At 61.2% G+C, this 25,382-nt stretch carries 22 protein-coding genes; 5 read left to right on the top strand and 17 right to left on the bottom strand.

Going from position 1 to position 25,382, the window contains the following annotated elements:
- Positions 1 to 12: 12 nt before the first annotated feature.
- The 6 genes from K9L28_03085 to K9L28_03060 form a co-directional block, all read right to left on the bottom strand.
- On the bottom strand, positions 13 to 987 hold the full coding sequence (locus tag K9L28_03085; GenBank protein ID MCF7935314.1) for an ATP-binding cassette domain-containing protein: 975 nt from the start codon (positions 985 to 987) through the stop codon (positions 13 to 15).
- Positions 984 to 1,982, bottom strand: a complete 999-nt coding sequence (locus K9L28_03080; GenBank protein MCF7935313.1) for an ABC transporter ATP-binding protein — start codon at positions 1,980 to 1,982, stop codon at positions 984 to 986. The genes K9L28_03085 and K9L28_03080 overlap by 4 nt, the downstream gene beginning before the upstream one ends.
- A gap of 15 nt (positions 1,983 to 1,997) precedes the next feature.
- Positions 1,998 to 2,921 carry an ABC transporter permease gene (locus tag K9L28_03075; GenBank protein MCF7935312.1) on the bottom strand — a complete coding sequence of 308 codons (924 nt, stop codon included), beginning with the start codon at positions 2,919 to 2,921 and terminating at the stop codon, positions 1,998 to 2,000.
- A 9-nt stretch (positions 2,922 to 2,930) separates the two neighbouring features.
- Positions 2,931 to 3,854 carry an ABC transporter permease gene (locus K9L28_03070; protein MCF7935311.1) on the bottom strand — a complete coding sequence of 308 codons (924 nt, stop codon included), beginning with the start codon at positions 3,852 to 3,854 and terminating at the stop codon, positions 2,931 to 2,933.
- An 80-nt stretch (positions 3,855 to 3,934) separates the two neighbouring features.
- Positions 3,935 to 5,542: a hypothetical protein gene (locus tag K9L28_03065; protein MCF7935310.1), complete on the bottom strand. Its 1,608-nt coding sequence runs from the start codon at positions 5,540 to 5,542 to the stop codon at positions 3,935 to 3,937.
- A 60-nt stretch (positions 5,543 to 5,602) separates the two neighbouring features.
- On the bottom strand, positions 5,603 to 6,637 hold the full coding sequence (locus K9L28_03060; protein MCF7935309.1) for a dipeptidase: 1,035 nt from the start codon (positions 6,635 to 6,637) through the stop codon (positions 5,603 to 5,605).
- On the opposite strand from K9L28_03060, the gene K9L28_03055 reads away from it, so the two are divergent.
- From K9L28_03055 to K9L28_03035, 5 genes are all read left to right on the top strand, one after another.
- Positions 6,627 to 7,211 (top strand): hypothetical protein, encoded by a 585-nt coding sequence (locus K9L28_03055; protein ID MCF7935308.1) that lies wholly within the window; start codon positions 6,627 to 6,629, stop codon positions 7,209 to 7,211. The genes K9L28_03060 and K9L28_03055 overlap by 11 nt on opposite strands.
- Positions 7,212 to 7,225: 14 nt before the next feature.
- Positions 7,226 to 8,908: a Na+/H+ antiporter NhaC family protein gene (locus tag K9L28_03050; GenBank protein MCF7935307.1), complete on the top strand. Its 1,683-nt coding sequence runs from the start codon at positions 7,226 to 7,228 to the stop codon at positions 8,906 to 8,908.
- An 85-nt stretch (positions 8,909 to 8,993) separates the two neighbouring features.
- Positions 8,994 to 9,818 (top strand): diaminopimelate epimerase, encoded by an 825-nt coding sequence (dapF, locus tag K9L28_03045; GenBank protein MCF7935306.1) that lies wholly within the window; start codon positions 8,994 to 8,996, stop codon positions 9,816 to 9,818.
- A gap of 165 nt (positions 9,819 to 9,983) precedes the next feature.
- Complete coding sequence (locus K9L28_03040; protein MCF7935305.1) at positions 9,984 to 11,111, top strand: hypothetical protein; 1,128 nt, start codon at positions 9,984 to 9,986, stop codon at positions 11,109 to 11,111.
- Positions 11,101 to 13,086, top strand: a complete 1,986-nt coding sequence (locus K9L28_03035) for a hypothetical protein (GenBank protein MCF7935304.1) — start codon at positions 11,101 to 11,103, stop codon at positions 13,084 to 13,086. Before K9L28_03040 ends, K9L28_03035 begins: the two co-directional genes overlap by 11 nt.
- Before the next feature lie 81 nt (positions 13,087 to 13,167).
- Here the strand turns inward: K9L28_03035 and icd are convergent, their stop codons facing one another.
- The 11 genes from icd to K9L28_02980 form a co-directional block, all read right to left on the bottom strand.
- Complete coding sequence (gene icd / locus K9L28_03030; protein MCF7935303.1) at positions 13,168 to 14,394, bottom strand: isocitrate dehydrogenase (NADP(+)); 1,227 nt, start codon at positions 14,392 to 14,394, stop codon at positions 13,168 to 13,170.
- 19 nt (positions 14,395 to 14,413) lie between these two features.
- Complete coding sequence (locus K9L28_03025) at positions 14,414 to 16,363, bottom strand: aconitate hydratase (GenBank protein MCF7935302.1); 1,950 nt, start codon at positions 16,361 to 16,363, stop codon at positions 14,414 to 14,416.
- Between the two features lie 396 nt (positions 16,364 to 16,759).
- On the bottom strand, positions 16,760 to 18,328 hold the full coding sequence (gene citF, locus K9L28_03020) for a citrate lyase subunit alpha (protein MCF7935301.1): 1,569 nt from the start codon (positions 18,326 to 18,328) through the stop codon (positions 16,760 to 16,762).
- Positions 18,325 to 19,215, bottom strand: coding sequence for a CoA ester lyase (locus K9L28_03015; GenBank protein MCF7935300.1), 891 nt, complete (start codon positions 19,213 to 19,215; stop codon positions 18,325 to 18,327). Before K9L28_03015 ends, citF begins: the two co-directional genes overlap by 4 nt.
- Before the next feature lie 12 nt (positions 19,216 to 19,227).
- A complete protein-coding gene (gene citD, locus K9L28_03010; protein ID MCF7935299.1) occupies positions 19,228 to 19,485 on the bottom strand; it encodes a citrate lyase acyl carrier protein in 258 nt (85 codons plus the stop codon).
- A gap of 218 nt (positions 19,486 to 19,703) precedes the next feature.
- Positions 19,704 to 20,564, bottom strand: coding sequence for an isocitrate lyase/PEP mutase family protein (locus K9L28_03005; protein ID MCF7935298.1), 861 nt, complete (start codon positions 20,562 to 20,564; stop codon positions 19,704 to 19,706).
- 46 nt (positions 20,565 to 20,610) lie between these two features.
- Complete coding sequence (locus K9L28_03000) at positions 20,611 to 21,105, bottom strand: AbrB family transcriptional regulator (GenBank protein ID MCF7935297.1); 495 nt, start codon at positions 21,103 to 21,105, stop codon at positions 20,611 to 20,613.
- 102 nt (positions 21,106 to 21,207) lie between these two features.
- Positions 21,208 to 22,704 carry a tripartite tricarboxylate transporter permease gene (locus tag K9L28_02995; GenBank protein ID MCF7935296.1) on the bottom strand — a complete coding sequence of 499 codons (1,497 nt, stop codon included), beginning with the start codon at positions 22,702 to 22,704 and terminating at the stop codon, positions 21,208 to 21,210.
- Positions 22,705 to 22,766: 62 nt separating this feature from the next.
- A complete protein-coding gene (locus tag K9L28_02990) occupies positions 22,767 to 23,240 on the bottom strand; it encodes a tripartite tricarboxylate transporter TctB family protein (GenBank protein ID MCF7935295.1) in 474 nt (157 codons plus the stop codon).
- A 70-nt stretch (positions 23,241 to 23,310) separates the two neighbouring features.
- Positions 23,311 to 24,294, bottom strand: a complete 984-nt coding sequence (locus K9L28_02985) for a tripartite tricarboxylate transporter substrate binding protein (GenBank protein MCF7935294.1) — start codon at positions 24,292 to 24,294, stop codon at positions 23,311 to 23,313.
- 99 nt (positions 24,295 to 24,393) lie between these two features.
- The gene (locus K9L28_02980; protein ID MCF7935293.1) at positions 24,394 to 25,125 is read right to left on the bottom strand and encodes a GntR family transcriptional regulator; all 732 of its coding nucleotides are present in this window, start codon (positions 25,123 to 25,125) and stop codon (positions 24,394 to 24,396) included.
- Positions 25,126 to 25,382 lie beyond the last annotated feature (257 nt).

Raw genomic sequence — 25,382 nt, 5'->3', positions numbered from 1 at the left:
TCGCACCACCGGCTACCGCAGGGGAAAATGGCAGGCGTAGCTCCGCCCTTCCCGCCACTGTGTCGGTGGATCCTCTTCCTTGCAGATCTTCCGCGCAAAGGGACATCGCGTGTGGAAACGGCAGCCCGGGGGGAGATCGATGGGGCTGGGGATATCACCTTTCAGGAGCATCCTCTCCCGGTCCCGCTGGTGCGGATCGGGCAGGGGAACGGCGGAGAGCAGAAAGCGCGTGTAGGGGTGCAGCGGCGAAGCGAAGATCTCCGAGGTTCTGCCCATCTCCACACAGCGCCCCAAAAACATTACGCCCACACGGTCCGCCAGATAGCGCACAACACTGAGATCGTGGGTGATAAAGAGCAGCGTCAGGGAAAACCGCTCCTGCAGATCCTGCAACAGATTGAGGATCTGCGCCTGGATCGAGACATCCAGCGCCGACACCGCCTCGTCACAGACCACAAAGCGGGGCTGCAGCATCAATGCCCTGGCGATGCCGATCCGCTGACGCTGGCCGCCGCTGAACTGGTGGGGATGCTTGGCGAGGGCATCCTCCCGCAGACCGACCACATCGAGGAGTTCCCGGACCCTGGCGTCCCGCTTCCCGGAGGGAACCACATCCCGGTGGGTCCGCAGCGGTTCCGCAAGGATATCCCGCACCCGCATCCTGGGATCGAGGGAGGCATAGGGATCCTGGAAGATAATCTGCATCTCCCGCCGCAGAGCCCGCATCTCCCCGGGCGGGAGGGAGAAGATGTCGGTTCCCCCGAAGCGCACCTCACCCTCTGTCGGCTCGATCAGCCGGAGGAGGAGCCGGCCCAGGGTCGTCTTCCCGCATCCCGACTCGCCGACCAGGGCAAAGGTCTCACGCTCCATAATGGCGAGGTCCACGTCGTCCACCGCACGGACCGCACGTTTCTTCTTCCCCAGCAGTCCCGAGGAGAGGGGGAAGTACTTCTTCAATCCTCTGGTCTCCAGCAGAGCGGGACTCATCCCGCACACCTCCTCCCCTCTCCGGCCTTCCAGCAGCGAACGAGATGGCCGTCCCCCACCGGAAGGAGCTCCGGCACCGACCGACGGCACTGCGGCCCGGCCCGGTCGCAGCGCGGGGCGAAACGGCAGCCCGACGGAAGGTTCAGGAGCGGCGGCACCATTCCCTCGATGTTGTAGAGACGGCCTCCCGCCCTGGTTTCGCGCACCCCGGGTATGGACTGGATCAGCCCCCGGGTATAGGGATGGGCGGGGGCATCGAAGATATCGTAGACATCCCCGCATTCCACCACCTTGCCGGCGTACATCACATGGACCTCGTCGCAGACCTCGGCGACGACACCCAGATCATGGGTAATCAGGATGATGGAGGTATCCAGACGCCTCATGAGACGTTTCATCAGCTCCAGGATCTGGGCCTGTATCGTCACATCCAGTGCCGTGGTGGGCTCGTCGGCGATAAGCAGTTTGGGGTCGCAGATCAACGCCATGGCGATCATCACCCGCTGCCGCAACCCCCCGGAGAGCTGGTGCGGAAAGGCATGGTACCGCGACCCCGGATCGGGGATCCCCACCAGATCGAGCATCTCGATCACACGCTCCCTGATCTCTTCCCCTGAAAGGTTCGAGTGGACCCGCAAGGGTTCCCCCACCTGGCGCCCCACCCGGTAGACAGGGTTCAATGCCGTCATGGGTTCCTGGAAGATCATGGAGATATCCCTGCCCCGTATCGCCGACATCTGAGCATAGCTTTTCCGCACCAGATCTTCGCCCTCGAAGAGCATCCGCCCCTCCACAATCCGGCCGGCGGGTCCGGGAATGAGGCCGAGGATCGAGAGCGCCGTGACGCTCTTGCCGCACCCCGATTCGCCGACAATGCCGGTGATCCTCCCCCGTTCCACATCAAGGTCCAGCCCGTCGACCGCAGGGACCACACCCTTTCGCGTGAAAAACTGCGTTTTCAAACCCCGGATGGTGAGTAGGCTCTCCTGTGTCATCGGCACGTCCCCTGCTCAGTCTTCCATGTACGGGTCGATGGCGTCCCGAAAGCCATCGCCCATGAAGTTGAAGGCCAGCACCGTCAGAAATATCGCCACCCCCGGAAGAATGGCGATCCATGGCGCGGAGAAAAGAAACTCCTTTCCCCGCGACACAAGCAATCCCCAGCTGGGTGTGGGCGGCTGGGCCCCCACACCCAGGAAGCTCAGCCCCGCCTCCGCCATGATGGCCTGGGGGATGCGGAGCGTAAAGAGCACAATCAGCGCCGGCAGGCAGTTCGGAAAGATATGCCGCAGGATGATCACCACATCACGCACACCGATCGCCCTGGCCGCCTCGATAAACTCCTTCTCGCGCAGAGAGAGGGCCTGGGAACGGACAACCCGGGCGGCGCCGGCCCACCCCACCAGACTCAGAGCGATAAAGATATTGAACAGCGAGGCGCCCAGGGTGTACATGACCACCATGGCAAGCAGCAGCGAAGGAAAGGCAAGCACCACATCGGCGAGCCGCATGAGCCAGAAATCGGTCCGGCCCCCGATGTACCCGCTGACCACGCCGAGGACGCCGCCGATGGCGATAGCGATAAAGCTGGGAACCAGGCCGACAAGCAGGGAGATCCGGGCGCCGTAGATCACCCGGCTCAACAGATCCCGTCCCAGGCTGTCGGTACCGAACCAGTGCTGCCATGAAGGGGCCAGCGACTGTCTGTTCAGATCCACCGCGTAGGGGTCACCGGGCGAGAGGCAGGGGGCGAACACCGCCAGCACGACAAGAACAATGACGAACACCACACCCAGCAGCGCTGTCCTGTTCTTCCGGTACGCACGGAGCACATCCCACAGAAGGGAATCCCTGCCCCCACCCTCCCGGGTGCCGCCGGACCGTTCACGTCCATCCTGTTCCGTGTTCATGCTGTGTTCCTTTTCCGATTCCATGGCGTCACCCTACTTTTCGTAGCGTATGCGGGGATCCAGATAGGAGTAGAGGATATCCGCAGTCAGGTTCCCGAGGATCACCAGCAGGGTCGCAAAGAGCACAGCCCCCTGCAGCAGGGGCATATCCCGGCTTTTGATCGCGTCCACAGCCACCCGCCCGAGACCGGAGATACCAAACACACTCTCTGTGATCACCGCACCGGAGAGGAGTGTCGAGACCTGCACGGCCATGACCGTCACCACAGGCAGCATGGAATTCTTGAGGGCGTGCCCTACGATCACAGGCACCTCCCTGACCCCCTTGGCACGGGCCGTTCTGATGTAGTCGTTGCCCATGACGTCAAGCAGACTCGACCGGGTCAGCCTGGCGATCAGTCCCGCCGAACTCCAGCCGAGGATGATGGCCGGCAGTATGACGTACTGCCAGCCGTAGAAACCGGCCACAGGCAACCACTGCAGCTTGAGGGCGAAGACATACTGGAAGAGCAGCGCCGACCAGAAGATGGGCATGGAAACCCCGGTCAACGAAAATCCCATAAACAGGTAATCCGGAATGGAGTACTGTTTCACCGCAGAGAGCACACCCGCCGGGATCCCGATGATCCACGAAAAGAGCGCCGCGGAAAAAGCCAGAATCAGTGTCTTTGGGAAGGCATTCATGATCAGCCCCGTCACGGGCCGGTGCAGCTTGTAGGAAACGCCGAAATCACCGTGGAGCACGCCCCAGAGGAATCGGAGGTACCGGACCGGCCACGGATCATCCAGATGCATCTGGGCTCTGACCCGGGTGATGACCTCGGCGCTGGCCTTCTCTTTCATCATCAGAGCCACAGGATCGCCGGGAACGACATTAAGCAGAAAAAATATCAGAAACGTGATGCCCAGCAATACCGGTATGGCTATCAGAAGCCGCTTGAGGGCATACTGCAACATTGCTTATCCCCACCTTCCCCCGCTCGCGCATGCAGGAGGTGGAATGCCCCGCGGGGCATTCCACCGGTTTCCACCGCAGCCTACTGCACATCCATGGGGTAGTAGGACATGTCGCTCCAGCCGTTCCAGGGCACCTCGAAGCGTTTCACCTTGTCGCGCACCACGTAGACGTGATCCAGGGTAAAAAGCGGCACCCAGGCGGCCTGCTCGTGGACGATCTTCTTCTCCAGGGAGCGGTAGAGCGCGATGCGCTCCTGCTGGTCGGTCATGGCCCGCGCCCGGTCGATGGCATCGAACACCTCGGGGCTGTGGTTGTTGAAGGAACGGACCACCGTCCCTCTCCTGCCGAAGAAGGTATAGAAGAAGTTGTCGGGATCGTTGAAATCCGCAGACCACACCTGTGTGTAGGGCCCGACATCGCCTGTTTTGCGTGTGGCGTAGTAGGTCGACTCATCGACCTGTCTGATATCGAGCCGGAACCCTGCGTCCTTGACCATGGCCTGGATGATCTCGTTGATCTTGACCCACTTCTGGCTCCAGCCGCTGACCTGGACGATGGTCATGTCGGCGCCGTCGGGGTAGCCGGCTTCGGCGAGGAGCGTCCTCGCCTTCTCCGGGTTGTACTCCAGAGCCGCAAGATCGGGATTGTACCCCACGAGCCCCCTGGGCATCACGCCATTGGCCAGCACACCGCGGCCGTAGAACATCTTCTCCAGGATGAGCTCCCTGTCGATGGCCATCTGGAAGGCCTTTCTGACGCGCACATCGTCGAAGGGCTTCTTGCGCTGGTTCAGACTGATATAGTAGATCCCGACCCGGGGGCCGCTGACAATGTTGTCCTTCCACTTCTTGCTCTGCGTGAAGTAGGGGATCTGCGAGATGGCGTAGTCGCAGTCGAAGACATCGATCTGCCCCGCCTCGAAGAGCATCCGCATGGTCTCGGCGTCGCTGACCACCTTGATCACCAGGCGGTCGATCTCGGGGGGACCCTTGTAGTACTCCTCGTTGGCTGTCAGGACCTGGCGGTCGTTCAGGGCGTACTCCTTCAAAATGAAGGGTCCGGTGCCGCAGGTCGTCTCCGGGGTCAACCCGAACCGTTGCCCCGCCGCTTCGGTGAATTCGCGGTTGAAAATGCTGGACTGGGGACTCGCCATCACGGCGAGGAAGGGCGCGTAGGGCTTGCTCAGCTCGATCTGGACGGTGTACCTGTCCAGGGCCTTCAACCCCTTCGTGGATTCGGCCTCGCCGTCAAGCCGGGCCTTGGCGCCCTCGACAAAATCGAGGATGCCCGTATTCAGGGCTTTTGTCCTGGGGTTCAGCATGCGGTCGAAGGTATAGACCACATCGTCCGCCGTCAACTCTTCTCCGTTGTGGAACAAGACCCCCTCCCGGAGATGGAAGGTGTAGGTCTTCCCGTCATCGGAGATCTCCCAGCTCTCCGCCAGCCCCGGCTCAAGCCTGGACTCGCCGGGTTTCACGGTCACACACTCCAGAAGCCGGTCGAAACAGTTCAGCGGCAGGGTGTAGCAGCTTGTGGTCTTCTGACAGTCCGCCGTCTGGGGATCCTCCGGGTAGGGGACGGTCAACACCTTCTCGGCGGCGAAGGCGCCCGCAGACAGCATCAGTACGGCCACCACCACCACAACTGCCGGCAGGAAACGCGGAACACCGTGCACGTAGCTTCTCAATGCTCTCTCCTCCTTTTCTCTGTACCAGGACATTCGTTCAATCACTCTTCCATTGCAGCCTCACAGGGACCGTTTCAGGAAATTCCAGAAATTCCCGCCAAGAATCCTCTGCACCTCCGCCGTTCCATACCCCCTCTCCAGCAGGGCCCGCACCCACAGGTGCATCTCCTGGTGCCCTTCGAACAGATCGTATTCAAGCTCGCCGTCATCAAAGGACATGAAGTCCTCGAAATTGGAGCAGAAATCAAAACCGATCCCCACATGCTCCACGCCGACAAGCCCCACCACATGATCCAGATGGTCCACAAGATCCCCGGCACCCGCCCTGCGCTCCCTGAAATCCCCGGCCACGTAGGCCGCGTAGGCATTCATGCCGATCACACCGCCCTTCTGGGCAATCGCCTGGATCTGTTCGTCCGTGAGGTTCCTGGGGGAATCCACCAGGGCCCGGCAGTTGGAGTGCGAGGCGATGACCGGGCCTTCGGCATGTTCCATGACATCCCAGAAGCCTTCGTCATTCAGATGACTGACATCGATGTACATCCCGAGCTCCGCCGCCTTCTGCACCACCCGAACACCGAAATCCGTCAGCCCCCCCTTACGCCCCTCCCGGCGCTGGGAGAGGAAGCAGCCGTCGCCGACGTAGTTCCTGCGGCTCCAGACCAGACCGGCTCCCCGGACACCGAGGTCGTAGAAGACCCGCAGGAGATCGAGGTCGTTGCCGATCGGATCCAGACCTTCAAAGGAGAGCAGGATCCCCAGAAGCCCCTCCTTCCGGACGGCATCCATATCCTCGGGGGAGGTCACGAGGCGCACCTGATCCCCCAGTCCGTCAAGCTCGTTTTTGAGTATGCCGATCTGGGTCAGAGCCTTCCGGAGGGCCATTTCCGGCAGAAAGTAGCTGTGGAGAAAGATGGAGGAGACCACAAGATCAAGCCCTCCCCTCCGGAAGGAGGGGAGGTACTCCTCCCGGAGGACATTCCGTCTGCCCCGGTCCCACTTGTCCTGGATATCCATAGCCAGGTCGAAATGGGCATCCACCACAGTACTCCCACGCAGCAGCCTTTCCGCTTCATTCCCGGGCATGCGCAACATCCTCTCTGGTATGCTGTTGTTCCTTGCGGTATCCCTACCGCAGGTGGTCACTCCGGAGAGGAGGCATGCCCTGTCGGCGCAGCCGCGGCATGCCTCCTCTCCGGATAGCTCGCGCATTTTGCTCATCACTGATGATTTGCTCTTGATGAGCCATTTTGAGCCTACCACAAAAAACAATAATTTGTCAACGCTTCTCATTGTAACTCAAACAGCCCTTCGCATCGGAATGATCGACCTCTGCACAGGTCTGCATTCCATGGCAACAACGATTTCGAACAACCCAGACCATCCTCCGGCGATACCTTCCCGCCGGGGCATCGCAACCATCCCGATTTATCCGCCCAGGCTGCTTCGTCCAGCACAGAAAGTCGACATTGACAAGAGAGAATCTTCGCTTATACTGAACCCGCAATCACTCATCACGCTACCACTCATCAGAAATGAGCATCGAGTTCCGACAGAAAGGGCGGTGATGCTGCCGTCGGGATCCCCGGTTCCGACTCCCGCTCTGCCCGAAAAGGGTCTGGGCACCAAAGGAGACCAAGGATGTGACGCAACAGATCGAGTTCAGTGAAAGAGGTGAAATGCATGTCCAGTAGTACTCCGTCACGACGGGACCGCCGTCTTCTGTTCTTCGGTTCCGTGCTGTCTGCGCTTCTGCTTCTGTCTCTTCCCGCCTTCGCCGCCAACGGCGAGACATCGAATTTCGGTATCCTCTCCCTGCTCCCGCCGATCATCGCCATCGGACTCTGTATCATCTCCAAGGAGGTCATCCCCTCGCTCTTCCTGGGCATATGGGTGGCCGGCACGATGATCGCCGGCGGGAACCCCATCGCCGGCTTCGGCAATGCCGTGGCCTCCCTCTGGGACAACCTGGGCGGCGCCTGGTCGGCCCGGATCGTCCTCACCAGTCTGACCATGGGGGGCCTGGTGGGGATCATGCGGGTCGGCGGCGGGATCGACGCCGTGGTCCAGTGGATCACCAACAAGATCAACAGCGTCAAGGGCGCGCTGCTGATGACGGAACTCGCCGGATTCATCATCTTCTTCGAGGACTATGTGAACACGCTGGTTGTCGGAACGACGATGACCCCCATCACCGCCAGGTACAACATCTCCAAGGAGAAGCTCTCCTACATCGTCGACTCCACGGCCGCCCCGATCGCCTGCATCGCCGGGATCTCCTCCTGGATCGCCTACATGGTGGGCCAGATCGGCAACCAGTTCTCCGCTCTGGAGATCGACAGCTCGCCCTACGTGGCCTATCTGAGCTCCATTCCCTATATCTTCTACAACATCCTCGCACTTATTCTGATGACCTTCTGCATCCTCACGCTGCGGGACTTCGGACCCATGCTTAAGGCGGAGCGCCGGGCGAGACGGACCGGCAAGATCATCCGCGACGACGCCGAACCGCTCATCAACGTGGAAAGCGACGACCTGATCCCCGCCGAGAAAACGCCACGCCGGCTGGTCAACTTCGTGATCCCCATCATCTCGCTGATCGGACTGATCTTCACCATGCTCATCGTCACCGGCGGCTGGCCGGGCGTGGGTGTCCGCGAGGCCATCGGCGCCGGGAGCAGCTCCAAGGCGCTGGTCTGGGGTGCCTTCGGGTCGGTCTTCATCACGCTGGTCTTCTACCGCGCCCAGGGGGTGACCACCTGGAAGTACCTCTTCCGCGGCTACATGGAGGGCATGCGCTCCATCTTCTTCGGAACGCTGATCCTGATCTTCGCCTGGGGGATCGGCTCGTCCATCAAGGCTGTGGGGGCGCCGCAGTTCATCGTGGGGATCGCCGGCGACACGCTGGCGCCCATGTGGATCCCCTTCATCACCTTCATCATGGGAGCGGCCATCTCCTTCTCCGCCGGGACCTCCTACGGGACCATGGCCGTCCTGATGCCCATTGTCGTTCCGCTGGCCTACACGGTCTCCCAGAACGCCGGGGTCGATCCCATGCAGGCCATCATTCCCACCATCGGAGCGGTCTTCGGAGGCGCCGTCTGGGGGGACCACTGCAGCCCCATCTCGGACACCACGGTCATGTCCTCCATGTTCACGGGCTCGGACCACATGGACCACGTGAACAGCCAGGCCCCCTACGCACTGGTTTCGGCCGCCGGCGCCCTGGCGGGCTACGCCGGTGTGGCCCTGGGACTGCCGGTGCTGGTGGATCTGCTGATCGGCATCGCGGTGGCCCTGGGGATCTTCTGGATCATCTCCAGCAAGGTGGACGACGGGACCACCACGGCGGAACAGGCCGCCTGACGGGGCGTCCCGCCGGCACCGAACCATCCGACGCGGCCCCCGCACATGTGCGGACGCCGCACTGCTTTGCCGAAGGAGGAAGACCATGGAACTGACAAAAATGGAGGGAAACGGCAACGACTTCCTGGTGCTGGACAACCGTCGGGAGAGATACGACAGGGAGGCACTCTCCGGGATCGCGGCGACCCTCTGCCGTCGCCGGAGCTCCCTCGGCGCGGACGGATTGCTGGTGCTGGAAGAAGCCCAGGGCCGCCACTTCGGGATGCGCCTGTTCAACGCCGACGGCAGCGAAGGGGAGATGTGCGGCAACGGCGCCCGCTGCCTCGCCCGGTACGCCTGGGAGCGGGGCATCGCCCCGGCGGCGATGAGCTTCGTCACCCTGGCGGGCCCTGTCAGAGCCTGGGTGGGCGGCGGGGAGGTCACCCTCGACATGGGGAGGCTCCGGCCCGATGCGGTGGTCCTGGACGGCACGCTTTCCGTTATGGGAAGGGAGATCGTCTACTGCCACCTCACGGTGGGCGTTCCCCACACGGTGCTCTTTTTCGAGGCAATGGAGGGCCCCCCGGGGGGCAACGGAAGGGAGGCACTGGCCCAGGCGATCCAGAACGACAAACAACACTTCCCGGAGGGCACCAACGTGAATTTCGCAGCCGTCACCGACGCGGGGCTCTCTGTGGCCACCTTCGAACGGGGCGTCAATGACTTCACCCGCTCCTGCGGAACAGGGTCGACGGCGGCGGCTGTTGCGGCCTATCTGAAGGGGATGACCGGTTCTCCGACGGATGTGACGAACCCTGGAGGGGTGAACAGGGTTACCATCGAGCACAGAGATGACGAACTCCTGCTCTCTCTCACCGGACCGGCCCGGTTTGTAGCGGAGTGCGCCGTCACCAGCGACCCTCCCCTGTAATCCGGGCATCGTTCCTGGTGTTTCCCTCCGGCAGAGGCGGTACAATAGGGGCAACGCCACGACAGCCAGCACCGGACCTGGCCGGACGCTCCAGAGGGGCACACCGCCGTACCGGGCGATAGCACCGACACTCCAGCCGCAGGTCCGGCCGACAGGAGGAAATCCATGACACCACAGGAACAACAGCTCCGAACCGCACTGAACCTCCTTGCCCAACAGAGCGGCCTGGTGGAGGAGGCTCGGGAGCGCTTTCTCGCCTCCATCCCCCAGAGGGGTATCCCCAGCGCGGAGGAACGCCGACAGGCGACGCAGGAGGCGGAACGGGTTCTGCGGAACGGGGTGCTCTCAATACTCCAGGAGCAGGAGATCCTGCATCCCGACGAAGCAACGGCCCTCCGGATCAGACAGAGCCTCTCCGTGCTGGTTCCCCCGCCGGAACAGATTGCCCTGCCGCTGCAGAGCCGGCTGCGCATCTCCGCTCTGGCCGCCGCCACGGGTCTCGGCGCTCTGGCCGGGGGTGCCGGCGGTTCCTCCCTGACAGGCCTCGCCGGTCTGGAACGAGCCGTGCTCTCTCCCTGGTCGGTCGGCGCAGGCGCCGTCTGCGGCGCCGCTCTCTCGGGCGTCGTCGCCCACTCCAGGGCCATCCGGCGTACCCTCTGCGCCATCGCCGGCACAGCCACGGTGGCGGAGCTCTGGCAGATGCTGCCCCTCCCGGGGCGCGGCCTCCTGCGGGCCCTCTGGGGGATGGTGGGACTCAGGCCGGAGTCCGCGGGAAGCAGGTTGAAGCGCATCGCCCTCTATCTTCTGGCCATCGGCTTCGTGCTGCTCTCGCGGGAGGAACAGCAACTGAACCGCAAGGACCTGGGCTCGCTGTTGCACCGCTACTTTCTGAACAGGCTGCGTTTGCTGGGATGCGCCGTCATCGCCCTGGAAGGTGCGGCGGAACCGCAACGGACGGTGGAGGAGTGCCCAAGACCGCTGATCCGGGCGGTCTACGGACTCCACCACGCCCACCGGAACCAGCTGGAGACGGCCTCCCACGAGGTGATCGAGGAGGCACGGGCGCTGGGCTACCAGGGGCTCGACGGCGCTCACGGCTTCTCCGTAGGCGAAGACTCCCCTTCCGGCGCAACGGTGCGCTGGAGCGAGGCCCTCCGGGAACGGTACGATACCTTCGGTGTCGTCGAGGAGGGCCAGCCCATCGTGATCGAGGAGGAACCCATTGAGAAGGACGGTGTCCTGCTCCAGCGGGGGCTGGTGCGGCGCAGACGGGAGAACGGCCATGAACGGTGAACCCCGCCACACCATCGCCGTGGATTTCGGCACCAGCAACACCTACATCAGCCGCTGCCCCGCCGATGAACTGCTCCCCTCGCCTGTCTCCTTCGCTCCGGGACAGGTAGGCACCGAGACGGCCCTGCTCTACAGACAGGGACAGACGCCGCTGGTGGGGAGCCGGGCGCTGGAGACCTGGGCCGATGCCTCCGCCGAGGAACGCCGCGGCTACAGGCTGCGGATCCTGTTCAAACCGGAGATCACTGCCGACGCCGAGGCGTCGCAGTGGGCGCTGGACTTCCTCAGAGGGCTCCGCAACGCAGCACTCCAGACAGGTGCCGATCTCGATGGGGGCTCCAAGGAGATCTACTTCGGCGTGCCCGGCGAGGCGGACGCCGCCTTCCGCACCGCCCTGGCCTCCATCGCCGGGGAGGCAGGCTTCGGTGAGGTGCGCACCGTGGAGGAGCCCGTGGGGGCGCTGCTCTCCCATCTCTCCCGGCGGGACATCGCTCCCTCCGAAGCCCTGCGGGGCGTGCTGGTGGTGGATTTCGGCGGCGGCACCTGCGATTTCGCCTATATGCAACGGCTGGACATCCGACACGCCTGGGGCGATCTCCGGCTGGGCGGACGGCTCTTCGACGATCTCTTCTATCAGCTCCTCTTGCGGCGGAACCCCGGGCTGGAGGCCCGGCTCGCCGGGGAAGGAGCCTCGAGCTTCGTCCAGTGGTATCTCTGCCGCCGGATGAAGGAGGCCTTCTCCTCCTCCATGAGCAGAGACCGCGCCGAAGCCTGGAGCGGCCGCGCCGGGCGATACGCCACGCTGGAGAATCTCTCCTGGGAAGCATTCCTGGAGGCCGCATCGGACTACCGGCCCTCGGACACACTGCGGGAGCTCCTTGCCCACACCCCCGGCGGGAAGGTGCTCCCCGGAACACCGGTGGACCTGATCTGCTGGTTCAGGGACTGCCTCCTGGAAGGACTGGAACGGCACCAGATCCGCAGCGCCGATATCGAGAAGGTGCTCCTCTCCGGGGGAAGCAGCCTCTGGCCTTTCGTGCCCGAGGTGATCCGCGAAGCGCTCCACCTTGCGCCCTCGCAGCTGCTGCGGAGCGACCAGCCCTACGCCGTGGTCGCCGAGGGGCTTTCCCTTCTGCCGGCACTGAAACGCCGGCACAGGCAGGTCAGCGCCAGACTCAACAACAGCCTTCCCCGCTTTCTCGCTTCTCTCAAAGAGGAGGTCATCGCCGTCCGGGCCGGGGACATGGCCCGGGAGATCGCCGACGACCTGACAGGCAGCATCTACCGCCGTCGCATCGCCCCGGCGGTCCGCGCCTTCCGCCAGGAGGGTGGAACCATCCAGGGTCTGCGCACCAGGGTGGAAAAGAGGCTGCAGGAGGCCGCTGCGGAGATCGAGTCCGCCTTCTCCCAGCGGACCGAGGAGCTGGCGGTGGTGCTCTCCGGGGAGATCCGGAGCGCCACGGCCAGATGGTTCGCCGAAAACGGGGTGGGGTCCCTGCCGCCGCATCTGACATCGGTCTCCGAAGGAAGCCGACATCCGGTCCAGAGCGGGAGGTTTGCCTTCTCGGGGCGGGACCTCACCAACGAACTGGTGGGGCTCTTCGAAGGGATCGGCGCGCTGCTTGTGGGCGGCGTGACGGCCTCCATCTGCGGTGGATCGGGGATGGCCCTGATCATGAGCGGCCCTGTGGGACTGGTGATCGGCGGCATCGGAGGGATCATCGTCTACGCCCTGGGACGGAGGAATCTCCACGCGCTCCCCCTCCACCCCTGGATCACCCGGGGCATCCTCCCGGAGTGGCGGGTGGAACAGGTGCTGGACAAGGGGGAACGGCGTTTCAGGGAAACCGTTGAAGAGCTGGTGCTGGATCTCTGGCGGGAGCAGGAGGACCGCTATCTGGACGAACTGGCCGGGATCATCCGCAGTGAGATCGACTCCCTCACCGCCATCAACCAGATCGGCGCCGACAGATAGCATCCCGCCCCCGGATGCGCAACGCCCCGGCCGGAATCCTCCCGGCCGGGGCGTTGGGTCTGTCTGCCTCTCTCCAATACGCTAGGTATTGTCGATATTGGCCACGATGGCGTCGGCAAACGCCGAGGTGGAGAGCCTGGTGGCCCCTTCCAGCTGCCGCGCCAGGTCGTAGGTAACGGTCTTCCGGCCGATGGTGGTCTCCACGGCGCGTTCCAGGGCGTCGGCCGCCTCGTTCCAGCCGAGGAAATCCAGCATCATCCGGGCCGAGAAGAGCAGCGACGAGGGGTTGGCCCGGTTCATGCCGGCGTGCTTCGGCGCGGAGCCGTGGGTGGCCTCGAAGACGGCCATGGTGCGCCCCATATTGGCGCCCGGGGCCATCCCCAGTCCGCCCACCTGCGCGGCGGTCATGTCGGAGAGGTAGTCGCCGTTGAGGTTGGGGGTGACCACGATATCGTACTCGCTGCTCCGCAGCAGCATCTGCTGGAACATGTTGTCGGCGATCCGGTCGTTGACCAGGACCTTCCCCTCGGGAATCTCGCCGTCGTGCCGGTCGTAGAGCTCCTCCTCGGTGATGATGCGGTCACCGTACTGTTCCTGCAGGTACTCGTAGGCCCAGGCTTTGAAGGCGCCTTCGGTGTATTTCATGACGTTGCCCTTCTGGACGATGGTGAGGCGTTTGCGGCCGTTCTGCAGCAGATACTCCATGGCCAGCCCCACGATATCCCGGGTCCGCCTGCGGCTGATGGGTTTGATCCCCAGCCCGGAATCCTCGGGGATGTCGATGTCGTACCGTTCTTTCAGAAAGTTCCGGAGGTCGGCCGCCTCGGGGCTGTCGGCGGGCCATTCGATCCCGGCGTAGAGATCCTCCATGTTCTCCCGGAAGATCACGATGTCCACATCCTCGGGCCGTTTGACCGGCGAGGGAACCCCCTTGAGCCACTTGACGGGACGGACGCAGGCGAAGAGCTCCATGGTCTGCCGGATGGTCACATTGAGGCTCCGGAAGCCGCCTCCCACCGGCGTGGTGAGCGGCCCCTTGATGGCGACGCGGTACTCCCGGATGGCGTCCAGGGTCTCCCGGGGCAGCACCTCGCCGCACTCCCGCAGGGCCTTCTCGCCGGCCAGGATCTCCTTCCAGACGATCTGTTTCGTCCCGCCGTAGGTCTTGGCGACAACGGCATCGACTACTTTGATGGCAGCCGGTGTGATGTCCACACCGATGCCGTCTCCCTCTATGAATGGGATAACCGGGGTATCCGGAACAACCACCTGCCCGTTTTCAATGCGGATCTTCTCTCCCTGTTCCATCTCGCTCTCTCCTTTCTCGCTATGCCTGGCTGTGTTTCTCCTTGATCCAGTTGAGCTTGCCGCCCAGACGGATCATCTCCAGATCCCGCTCGCTCAAGGGGATCGTGCAGCGGAAGGACGCCCCCGTGGTGGTGTCCCGCACTGTAAGGGGAGCCGATATGACAAGCTCCTCCCGCCTGATAGAGAGACCGTGCCCCTGGTCCACCCTGTCGTAGTCGCTCTCGTCCTCGAACACCAGGGGGAGGATGCCGAAATTGACCAGATTGGCCAGATGGATCCGGGCAAAGCTCTTGGCGATCACCATGCGGACACCCAGGTAGCGGGGAGCCAGAGCGGCGTGCTCGCGGCTGGATCCCTGGCCGTAGTTGTGGCCGCCGACAAGGCAGCCGTTGCCGGCCTTCAGGGCCCGGTCGGGGAAGGTTTCGTCCACCACCTCGAAGACAAACTTCGAGATCACCGGGATGTTTGACCGAAAGGGCAGCACCCTGGTTCCGGCGGGCATGATGTGGTCGGTGGTGATGTCGTCGCCCAGTTTCAGCAGCACCTCGCTGTTGACCTCCTCCTCCAGGGGGTTCATCTCGGGGAGCGGGGCGATGTTGGGGCCCCGCCGAACCTCGACCTCCGCGCCCCGGGCCTCCTCCGGCGGAAAGATAAAGCCGCTGTCGTCCACAGGAAGCCGCCCGGGAAGGGCAAAGACAAAGCGGTCGAAACCGTTCTCCTCACTGTAGCGCCGGGGATCGGTGAGCGTGCCGCTGACAGCCGAGGCCGCCGCCACCTCGGGACTCACCAGGTAGACCCTGCCGCTCTTGTGGCCGCAGCGGCCGAGGAAGTTCCGATTGATCGTCCGCAGCGAGACCCCTTCGGTGGGCGGAGCGAAACCCATGCCGATGCAGGCACCGCAGCTGACCTCCAGCAGACGGACACCCGAGGCGATCAGGGTCTTGAGCGCACCGGCATCCTCGGCGGCTCTAAGAACCTGCCGGCTGCCCGGGGAGATCCCGGCGTCTACGGCGTGACTCACCCGGTTGCCCTCCAGCAGATGGGCCACAGCCATGATATCCCGCAGCGAGGAGTTGGTGCAGGAACCGAACATCACCTGGTCGACGGCCATCCCCTCGATCTCGGCAACAGGCACCACATTGTCGGGCTGGAAGGGCTGGGCCACCAGCGGCTCCAGCGAGGAGAGATCGATCTCGATGATCTCGTCGTAGTCTTCCTCTCCGTCCCCCTGCATGGGGGTCCACTGCTCTTCCCGCTGCTGGACGGCCAGCCACTGTCTGGTGCGGCTGTCGCTGGGGAAAAGGGAGGTGGTGGCCCCTGTCTCGGCGCCCATGTTGGTGATGGTAGCCCGCTCGGGTACGGAGAGGCTCTCCACACCGGGACCGAAGTACTCCAGCACCTTGCCCACGCCGCCTTTGACGCCGATCCGGCGGAGCACCTCCAGGATAACGTCCTTGGCGGAGACGCAGGGCGGAAGGCTCCCGGAAAGCTTGATGCCCACCACCTTGGGGGTGGTCACCCAGAAGGGCTCGCCCGCCATGGCCATGGCCACATCGAGACCGCCGGACCCGATGGCGATCATCCCGGCCCCGCCGGCGGTGGGGGTGTGGGAATCACAGCCCAGCAACGTCCGGCCGGGCCGGGCGAAGCGTTCGAGATGCACCTGGTGGCAGATCCCGTTCCCCGGCGGGGAGTAGACCATGCCGTATTTCGCCGCTATGTCCTGCATAAAGCGGTGGTCGTCGGGATTCTTGAAATCCTGCTGGACCATGTTGTGGTCCACATAGCTTACAGACAGCTCGGTCTGCACCCTGTCCACACCCATGGCCTCGAACTCCAGGTTCGCCATGGTCCCCGTGGCGTCCTGGGAAAGCGTCTGGTCGATCCTGATGGCCAGCGGCTTCCCGGGCCCCCACGCGCCCTCGACGATGTGCCCGCCCATGATCTTTTCGCAGAGTGTCTGTCCCATCGCTCGTTCCTCCCTTACCCTCATCCATAATAGGGGGAATTTGGTGTGGCATCTTAGCAGAAAACCGCAAATCGGTCAAAGCTTTCGGAAATTAACGTGCAATTGCAATTATTGCATCGATTTTTTCGCTGCAGCACTCCAGCCAGCTGACAAAGAACACCCGTTCTCCGAACCTTCGCGAAATAAAGCATTTCCCTCTTCGTTGCGAAACCTCGGTGCACAATGAGGGAAGATACATACTGTTGCCACCCAAACAAACAGGCAGAGGGATAGCACTCCCTCTTACAATTATCCTTGAAGGCGGGTTCCTCCAAGGGCAGCAGCCTCCTATCCAGCGCCGGAAGCTACAATGAGCTGGCACAAGTTCAGGGTTGTCTCACAAGCGAGGTCTCCCGGTTATTCCTGCACCTTATAGGCACAGTCGATTATGGTACCATCCCGGTATTCCACCAGCGCCACCACCTTGTCGTAGTCATACTCCACGGGTCGTGGTTTTCCGGTGAGTTGCGTCACATCATGGTGGAGTTTTTCGATATCCACAACGGGAAGGCCCGCTCTTGTGGCCTCCTGCAGCAGATCCTCACGCCGCGGGTTGATGCAGATACCCCGCTCCGTTACCACGGCGTCTACCGTCTCTCCGGGCGTTACCACCGTAGGGATGTGCTCCTTGATGGTTGGCACACCGCCCCGGAAGGAGGGAGCCACTACGATACAGAGCGACGAGCCGGCAGCGGTGTCGGAGTGCCCGCCCGAGGCGCCCCGGAGGAAACCATCGTTTCCGGTGAGGACATTCACGTTAAAGGAGGTGTCGATATCGAGCGCCGCAAGCACCACGATATCCAGGTTATGGACCATGCATCCCCTGTTGAACGGATTGGCATACCAGGAGACATCGATCTCCATGTGGTTGGGATTGTTGGCTATGGAATCACTCACTGCGGCATCGAAGCTCTGGATATCAAAAAGGGCCTTAAAAAGCCCCTCCTCGAGCATGCTGGCCATATAGCCGGTAATGCCACCCATCCCAAAGCTCCCCACGATACCCTGTTCACGCATGGCGGTTCGAACATAGGAAGCAGTGGCAAGGCTTGCCGCACCGCCTCCTACCTGGAACGAAAAACCCGGTGCCAGCATCCCCGAGGCCTGGATCAGGTCGAAACTGCTCTTGGCGATGCGGAGATCCAGCGGATTGTTTGTGATTCGGGTTGCACCAGTGGCGATTTTTGATGGATCACCGAGACTGTCGACCTCTACGACCTGGTTCACGTCGTACTGTGGGATGGAGATCCGCGGCGCCAGTGGGTAGTCCACCAGGTTGTCGGTGATGGCGATGACGTGCCGGGCATACCGTGCGTCCAGCATGGGATAGCCCAGGGCGCCGCAGGCGGAGCGGCCTTCGCTGCCGGTGGCGTTACCCAGAGGGTCACAGGTGGGAGCCGCTACAAAGGCCACATCGATGGAGATGCTCCCCTCTTCCACTGCCCGGGCACGGCCGCCGTGACTGCGGACTACCACGGGCACGTCCATTTCGCCTCTGGAGACCATGCGCCCCACCTCGCCGCGGAGGCCGGAGGTGAAGAGGCACCGGATCGTGCCGTTGCGGACGTAGTCGGCCACGCAGTCGTGCACCCCGGTGAGGGAGCTCGGCGCCAGAGTGAGGTCGCGGTACCCCATCTCGTGGAGGAGCTGTAATACCATGGAAACCACGGCGTCGCCGTTGCGCACGTGGTGGTGGAAGGAGACGGTCATCCCGTTTTCAAGTCCGGAGGCCTCCACGGCCTTCCTGAGGCTCTGCGTCACCTTGCTCCGCGTGGGCGGTTCAGGCTTCAGCGGCGGGCAGTTCCGGAGCACCTCAGTATTTCCGATTATTCTCGTCATCGCTCCCGAAAAGGGGATCAGCTCGCCGAGTCCCGGCGTTGTGCAGGGGACCTGTCGCCCCAGGGCGTTGCGTACCCATTCGGTCATTTCTCTTCTCCCCCTTCCATTCCGTAGAGACGGGCCAGTTCGAGGATGTGCCGGGCCTTGGCGACCACCGGCGCGTCGATCATCCGCCCGTCCACGGCAACGGCTCCCTTGCCACGGCGCTCGGCCTCGTCGGCAGCTTCCACCACCCGGCGGCTGTGGGCCACTTCCCGTGCCTTCGGCACAAAGGCTCTGTGGATCCATTCGATCTGTCCGGGATGGATGGCGGCCTTCCCGGTGAACCCAAGGCCGATGACCATCCTCGTCTCTTCCAGCAGTCCCTCGTTGTCGTTCACGTCTACCCAGACGGTGTCGAAGACGTCGATCCCTGCGGCACGGGCCGCCATAACCACTCGGCTCCGGGCGTAGAAGATCTCGCTCCCGCCGGGGGTCTTCCGTACACCCATGTCGGCGGTGAGGTCCTGCCCGCCCAGCGTGAGGGCGTCCACTCGCGGCGAGACGCAGGCGATCTCGTAGGAGTGCTCCACGCCCCGGGCGGTCTCGATCATGGCGTGGATCTTCACGCCTCCTTCCGGGAGGCGCTGCTCCCGTTCGACTGCACCGATCAGTCCGTCCAGCCGGCGCACGTCCTCGGCGGTATGGCACTTGGGCAGCCGCACGGCGTCGGGGCGGCAGGGGACGATGGCGCGGATGTCTTCCTCGAAGCACTCCGTGTCGGCACCGTTCAGGCGCACCGTCACCACCATCTCACCAAAATCAAGGCTCCGCAGAAAGTGGGCCACAAGATGACGGGCAGCGTCCTTTTCCGTTATGGCCACGGCGTCCTCCAGGTCCAGCAGGACGCTGTCGGCGCCGAAAACCGGGCAGTGCTGGAGCATGGAGGGGTTGTTCCCCGGTACGTAGAGCATGGAGCGGCAGACTCTGGGCATCGTTCCACCTCCTCAGGCGCCGGCGCGGGCAAGCGCCGTCTCAAGACGGGCCCGGAGCGTGGGCTCCAGGGCGCCCTGGTCCTGTATCTGGATGCTGGCACCGTCCAGACCGCGCCGCTTCACTATCTCTTCCACGATGGCGCGGGTCCGCTCCCCGAAGAGGGCGGCGTTGGCGCCTCGGTAGTCTATGTCCACTGTCCCGCTTCCGGCCACCGTCACCAGGCAGTCCGAGGACTCCAGCGTGCCGGCCTGGGCCGTTTTCTCTATCATCGTCGTATCACCTCGCCTGTGCTGTACAGCACAAATAAAAGCCTGCAATTTCCTGCATGATGTCTGTCATGACGCAGTAACACCCCCTGTACCAGAAACCTTTTCTGAGCACGGCAGGTACCACTGGCCTTTATGCCGGGGGATGGGCGTGTTCTTTCCTGTGGGGCGCAGGCACCATTGATGAATATATGCTCTCGCCGCTTTTGTGCGGCGCCACTCTACCGCGAGGCTTCAGGACCGTACCCTTCCATTTTCCGCCGCAATTCATGCAATCCCGTTATCTCGTTACGGCGTTCCATGGAGATCATCAGATCAGGCTCGCTCCAGGTCTCGCCTGTTTCCGAGAGGTGCCCCAGCAGCCGTTCAAGTCCGCGGATCGCCGCTTTCTGGGTGGCATTGGCAAAGAGAACAAGGCTATATCCCATTTCTTCAAGCGCCTGTGCCGAAAAGAGCGGTGTTTTCCCGCCCTCCACCATATTGGCGACAACCTTGCCATCCACCTCTTTGGGAACCCTGCGGAGCTCTTCCTCCGTAGGCGGTGCCTCTACAAAGAGAAGGTCGGCACCAGCTGCAGCGTAGGCGTTGGCCCGCTCGATTGCCTGCTCAAAACCGTGGACGGCTCCTGCATCGGTGCGGGCGATAATAAGGAAATCGTCACTCTTCCGGGCGTCCTTGGCCGCACAGATCTTGTCGAGCATCTCCTCCCGGGGAATAACATCCTTACCGGCAAAATGACCGCAACGCTTCGGGAAAACCTGGTCCTCGATCTGGACAGCTGCAACCCCAGCATTTTCAAACTCACGAATGGTCCGCCAGACATTCAGTTGGTTGCCAAAGCCGGTATCGATATCGGCGATTACCGGAACTGAAACCACATCCGTCATCCGGCGTACGGTCTCCACAACCTCCGTCATCGTCGTCAGGCCGAGGTCCGCCCAGCCAAGGTGCAAATTGGCGATTCCCGCACCGGTGGCATAGATCGCCTCGAAACCGAATTCTTCAATGAGTCGTGCAAAAAGCGCGTTCTGAGCTCCGGGAGCAACTACTATTTCCGATTTCTCGAGGCGTTCCCGCAGCATCTTTCCTGTGTGCATTGCAGATTCCCTCCCCAACTATTTCAGCGTTCTACTCCACTTCAGTCATTGAATAGCGCGATTTGAGCCACACAGCCAGCATCGGCACGAGGCAGACGATAAGCGTGACCCTGATAACGTGGAAGAGAAGCGTCACAGGGACTTCCACGTCCATCTCTGCGGCGATAATGCCCAGGCTTGACAACCCCCCCGGTGGTGTTGCAAAGAGTGCCGTCATCACATCCATGCCTGTGAACGAAGCCAGGAGAAACGAGGCGCCGAAGCTGACAATGTACAGTATCAGGTTGTACATGAAGGCCAGAACGAAAAGTCGCCGCAATAGAGCAAGGTTTTCCAGAGAAGTGCGGCTTACGATAACGTATGATATAAGTAGCTGGGCAAGCACCGAAAGGGTGTGCACATCCACAGAGCTGTGCCCCAGCCACCCCTTCACCGCAAAACCGAGGACAACTCCCCCTATCAGGGCACCCGAGGGAATGGGGGATTTCCATCCGGCGTACCCCCCCAGCAAGACAGCTCCCGCCACAAGCAGACGTTCCAGGGGACCACCCCTTTCGCTACAAAAAGAAGGGGGCGTCAGAGTACAGTTACCAACGCCCCCTCTTTATTCATTTCATCTGATCTGGATCTATTGCTGTTTTCTCTTCTGTCGCCACTCAGCAAAGAACGGATACAAAGTAGACAGAAGAGCCATAATAAGCAATGTCAGGGAAATAGGTTTCTCCACAAATATCATCAGGCTGCCCATGGAAAGGGTAAGCGACTGCCGGAAGGCCTGTTCCATCATATTACCCAGAATCAGCGCCAGCACCATCGGGGCAGCCGGTATCTTGAGCTTTTTCATTGCATAGCCCATGACGCCGAACACAAGCAGCATATAAAAGTCGACAACGCTGTAATTCATGGTATAGGTTCCCAAAAACGCAAGAACCAGGATGATGGGCAATAGAACCCTCTTGGGGACATACAGGACTTTAACGATCAACACGGCCAGTGGGATGTTGATGATGGCAAGAAGTATATTGCCGAGGTACATACTATCGATAACACTCCAGGCCAGCAGCGGGTGCTCCGTAAACAGCAGCGGTCCCGGCTGAAGTCCCATCATCATCAGCGCCCCAAGCATGACGGCGGTCGTTCCCGAACCCGGCACTCCCAGCGTCAGCATGGGGATAAGCGCCCCTACCGAGGCGGCGTTATTTGCAGCTTCCGGCGCGGCCAGCCCTTCGATGGCTCCATTGCCGAACTCGTCTGGATGTTTGGAAAGCTGTTTCTCATTGGTATAGGCAACCATTGAGGCGATGGAGCCTCCCGAACCGGGCAGTACGCCTACAATAAAACCGACGGGCGTACTCCGCATAATCGGCCAGAAACAGCGCTTCCAATCGTCCATAGTTATCCAGACCTTGCCGAACTTCTTCTTCAGCGCTTCAATGGCCGTGTCCAGGCTTTCGTAGTTCAGGAAGACCTCACCGATGGCGTAGATCCCAATGATGGCGACGAGAAAGTCGATGCCGTCCTGCAGCTCCGCCACGCCCAGCGTAAACCGCCCCATACCGCTCTGCTGGTCAATCCCGACAGTACTCAACATGAGGCCGATAAACATTGCAAGAGCACCCTTGAGCAGGGAACCTTTGGAAATTGAAACCGTCGCAGAAAGGGCGAAGACAAAGAGGGAAAAGTACTGCGGAGGCCCGAACTTGATCGCAAAGGACGACATAGGACCCGCAAGAAGTGTCATCAGGAAAACGGCTATGATCCCCCCGATAAATGATGCGAGTGCAGAAATAGCCAGCGCGGGGCCCGCCCTTCCTTTTTGGGCCATCGGGTATCCATCAAAGGTGGCCGCGATAGCCGACCCATCACCTGGTGTATTGATCAGGATTGAACTCCTCGACCCGCCGAACATCGCTCCGTAGTAGATGGCGCACATGGTCATGAGTGCGGTCATCGGGTCCATGGTGAAAGTCATGGGGATCAGTACCGCCACCCCGGTAGCCGGCCCGATACCGGGCAGCATGCCTATGATGGTCCCCAAGAGCCCCCCCATAAAAAGCCAGAGTAAGTTCGAAACGGAGAGTACGTTTCCGAAGCCCTGAATGATATATCCTAGTGTTTCCTCCATGATTCCATTCCTCCCTTAGAGAGACGCCAACGGCAGCTCCGCATCGCAATCCTCCCTGCTGTTTAGAAGAACCCCAGGACGCCGCGGGGGAGGCTCAAACCAAGCAGTTTTGCAAAGACATAATAGGCCCCCACGCTGAAAACAAGCGCAATAATGAGATTCATGACATGCCTTCTTGGATTGACAAGGCTCAGTATGGCGCCCACAAATATAAAGGTGGATATGATATATCCAAGATCAACGAAGAGCATCGAGTATACCAGGCCGATCACAATGGTCACACCGATCATTAGGTAGACTTCCTTCCACTTCGGTGTGATCACCTGGGTCCGTTCGTAGTGTCCCTTTCCGGCATTCCGCACATCCGTCAGCCAGGTAACGATGCCGATAATGATCATACCGCCACTCACCAGTAGCGGAAAAAATTTGGGACCAAGTGCGTCCCCCATAACCGGCTCGGGAATGTTGAGCGCACCTATCAAACAGAGGACTCCCAGCGCAATCCCGATTGTTCCGCATATTCTATTCGTATTCATTGCGAAGACCTCCGAAGAATGGGGCCCCGGATATACCGGGGCCCCTGTATTCTAGGGTAAGAAAATACTCCTAGTTCTGGGCCAGGCCAAGCTCTTCAACGAGGTTCTTGTACATCTGGAAGTTCTCGTCCATGAAGGCCTTGGTCTCTTCGCTGTTCTTGTAGAAGTCGTCCCACTTGTTATTCTTGAGGATCTTGGCCCAGTCCTCGGTCTCAACAACTGCGGAAAGCGTTTTGTTCCACCAGTCGATGGCTTCCTGAGGCATATCCTTGGGGCCCATCACACCACGCCAGTGAGGGAAAACCACGTCGATACCCTGCTCTTTCCAGGTGGGAACATCGGAGAGCTCGCCGCCCAGACGCTCATCCGAGGTAACAGCCAGAACTTTTACCTTACCGGCACGGGCGTGCTCCGCACCTTCAGAGACGGAACCGGTGACAACATCGACGTGTCCACCCAGGAGTGCGGGAAGGATGTCGCCGCCGCTTCCCATCACGACAAAACGAAGCTTGCTGGTGTCGACACCATAGGCTTTTGCCGCCATGACAAAGGAAAGGTGGTCGTCATTTCCGAGGCTCGGGGCAACGGCGATGGAAAGTGACGTGGGATCCTCTTTCAGGGCCTCCATAACCTCTATACCGCTGTCAAACTTGGAATCCTTGCCGACAAAGACGGCGCACCATTCAGTGGCCATGATCGCGATGGGGGTAAAATCCGTATAGGAGAGTTCGCTCCTGCCAAGAAGTTCATTGAGAAAGACAAGGCTTGAATTGACGGCGAGATAGTAGCCGCTTCCCGCCTTGCTGTTCAGGTATGTCCAGCCTACGGCACCGCCGCCCCCCGGCTTGTTGGTAACGATAATCGACTCGGGAGACATGTCGTTTTTCTTGATGACGTGCTGGATGGACCTTGCCGTTGTATCCCAGCCTCCACCAGGAGTGGCCGGGGCAATCATTTCGATGGGCTCTGAAGGATAATCCGCCGCAAAGCCCGCGCCTGCAAACAAAAGGGTCGCCATGGAAACCGCAACAAGCAGCATTACAAACTTTTTCATCTTCACATTCCTCCTCTGCCTCTGTTCAGTGATCCGATACCCTGTGGAGCACTCACGGCATTTCGGGTTCCCGCATCCATACCCCCTCTCTTCTCCAGGTTATTCAGTACGGTTCTGCACCCGCGACATCAAGGACGCCTCTGCGTCCTCCATGTCGCGGGCGACGCCTCTGGCACTCTTGTAATATTCATGTGCCCCTTGGATGTGCTGGTGGATGATCTCCTTTGCCAATTCGCTCTCGCCCTGCTTTACTGCCTCCAGCATGGCGGCATGTTCCCGAGCCGCCTCTATGCGCCTCTCCCTGCCAGCGAGACTGCGCAGACGAAGACAGTGCACATACTCATGGTAATTATAAATAATTTTAATGAGATTTTGCGCCTTGCTTGTTTCTACAAATTCTTTGTTAAACTGTTTAACCGACTTCAAGAAGAACGCTGTGTCATCCCGGTATGCAAACTCCAGCCCCTCGGCGACAATACGTTCAAGACGACGTATTTCCTCCTTCGTAACGCGCTCGACCGTGAAAATCACGGCAACACATTCCAGAGACTCCCGAACGGCAAAGATCTCCCGAATCCGGTCATCACTGATATCGATAACCTTGAGACCCCTCCCCTGGTCGACATTGACAAGCCCCTCGCTCTCCAGCCTTCGCACGGCTTCGCGCACGGGGGTTCGGCTAACGCCGAGCTGTCGGGCGATCTCTCCCTCCACAAGATGCTGACCGGTACTGAGCTGACCGGAGAAAATCGCCTGAAGAAGGGCTTTGTACACATCCTCGCGAAGCGGGGGAAGTCTGCGCGACCGTATCGATTCAAGGGATTGGGGCATTAATTTTCCTCCATTAGGATACTGTATCCAATATCCCGAATAAGATTGCGAATATTATAGCAACTTCTTGAGAGCCGCGCAAGATCGTTTGAAAAGAGTCAATATTTAGTGCAATTCAGAAATAGTGCCTCATATCTGAAATCGCGTTGTAAAACCAAGCAAAGGTTGGTGCTCTACTGATGACTTCTATCCGTCAAGCCCAGCGAGCCTACGGCAAAGGAAGCCCCGCCATTGTAGATGCTATCTACAATGGCGGG

The sequence above is a fragment of the Synergistales bacterium genome, from assembly GCA_021736445.1.
Classification (GTDB): Bacteria; Synergistota; Synergistia; order Synergistales; family Aminiphilaceae; genus JAIPGA01.
The sequence above is the reverse complement of the archived record's forward strand: the minus strand, read 5'-3'. Positions and strand labels throughout refer to the sequence as shown.

What these genes read in the sequence shown, in the direction of transcription:
- K9L28_03085 (MCF7935314.1), bottom strand. Translation starts at nt 987, where the DNA reads ATGAGTCCCGCTCTGCTGGAGACCAGAGGATTGAAGAAGTACTTCCCC.
- K9L28_03080 (MCF7935313.1), bottom strand. Translation starts at nt 1,982, where the DNA reads ATGACACAGGAGAGCCTACTCACCATCCGGGGTTTGAAAACGCAGTTT.
- K9L28_03075 (MCF7935312.1), bottom strand. Translation starts at nt 2,921, where the DNA reads ATGGAATCGGAAAAGGAACACAGCATGAACACGGAACAGGATGGACGT.
- K9L28_03070 (MCF7935311.1), bottom strand. Translation starts at nt 3,854, where the DNA reads ATGTTGCAGTATGCCCTCAAGCGGCTTCTGATAGCCATACCGGTATTG.
- K9L28_03055 (MCF7935308.1), top strand. Translation starts at nt 6,627, where the DNA reads ATGCGCAACATCCTCTCTGGTATGCTGTTGTTCCTTGCGGTATCCCTA.
- K9L28_03060 (MCF7935309.1), bottom strand. Translation starts at nt 6,637, where the DNA reads ATGTTGCGCATGCCCGGGAATGAAGCGGAAAGGCTGCTGCGTGGGAGT.
- K9L28_03050 (MCF7935307.1), top strand. Translation starts at nt 7,226, where the DNA reads ATGTCCAGTAGTACTCCGTCACGACGGGACCGCCGTCTTCTGTTCTTC.
- dapF (MCF7935306.1), top strand. Translation starts at nt 8,994, where the DNA reads ATGGAACTGACAAAAATGGAGGGAAACGGCAACGACTTCCTGGTGCTG.
- K9L28_03040 (MCF7935305.1), top strand. Translation starts at nt 9,984, where the DNA reads ATGACACCACAGGAACAACAGCTCCGAACCGCACTGAACCTCCTTGCC.
- K9L28_03035 (MCF7935304.1), top strand. Translation starts at nt 11,101, where the DNA reads ATGAACGGTGAACCCCGCCACACCATCGCCGTGGATTTCGGCACCAGC.
- icd (MCF7935303.1), bottom strand. Translation starts at nt 14,394, where the DNA reads ATGGAACAGGGAGAGAAGATCCGCATTGAAAACGGGCAGGTGGTTGTT.
- K9L28_03025 (MCF7935302.1), bottom strand. Translation starts at nt 16,363, where the DNA reads ATGGGACAGACACTCTGCGAAAAGATCATGGGCGGGCACATCGTCGAG.
- citF (MCF7935301.1), bottom strand. Translation starts at nt 18,328, where the DNA reads ATGACCGAATGGGTACGCAACGCCCTGGGGCGACAGGTCCCCTGCACA.
- K9L28_03015 (MCF7935300.1), bottom strand. Translation starts at nt 19,215, where the DNA reads ATGCCCAGAGTCTGCCGCTCCATGCTCTACGTACCGGGGAACAACCCC.
- citD (MCF7935299.1), bottom strand. Translation starts at nt 19,485, where the DNA reads ATGATAGAGAAAACGGCCCAGGCCGGCACGCTGGAGTCCTCGGACTGC.
- K9L28_03005 (MCF7935298.1), bottom strand. Translation starts at nt 20,564, where the DNA reads ATGCTGCGGGAACGCCTCGAGAAATCGGAAATAGTAGTTGCTCCCGGA.
- K9L28_02995 (MCF7935296.1), bottom strand. Translation starts at nt 22,704, where the DNA reads ATGGAGGAAACACTAGGATATATCATTCAGGGCTTCGGAAACGTACTC.
- K9L28_02990 (MCF7935295.1), bottom strand. Translation starts at nt 23,240, where the DNA reads ATGAATACGAATAGAATATGCGGAACAATCGGGATTGCGCTGGGAGTC.
- K9L28_02985 (MCF7935294.1), bottom strand. Translation starts at nt 24,294, where the DNA reads ATGAAAAAGTTTGTAATGCTGCTTGTTGCGGTTTCCATGGCGACCCTT.
- K9L28_02980 (MCF7935293.1), bottom strand. Translation starts at nt 25,125, where the DNA reads ATGCCCCAATCCCTTGAATCGATACGGTCGCGCAGACTTCCCCCGCTT.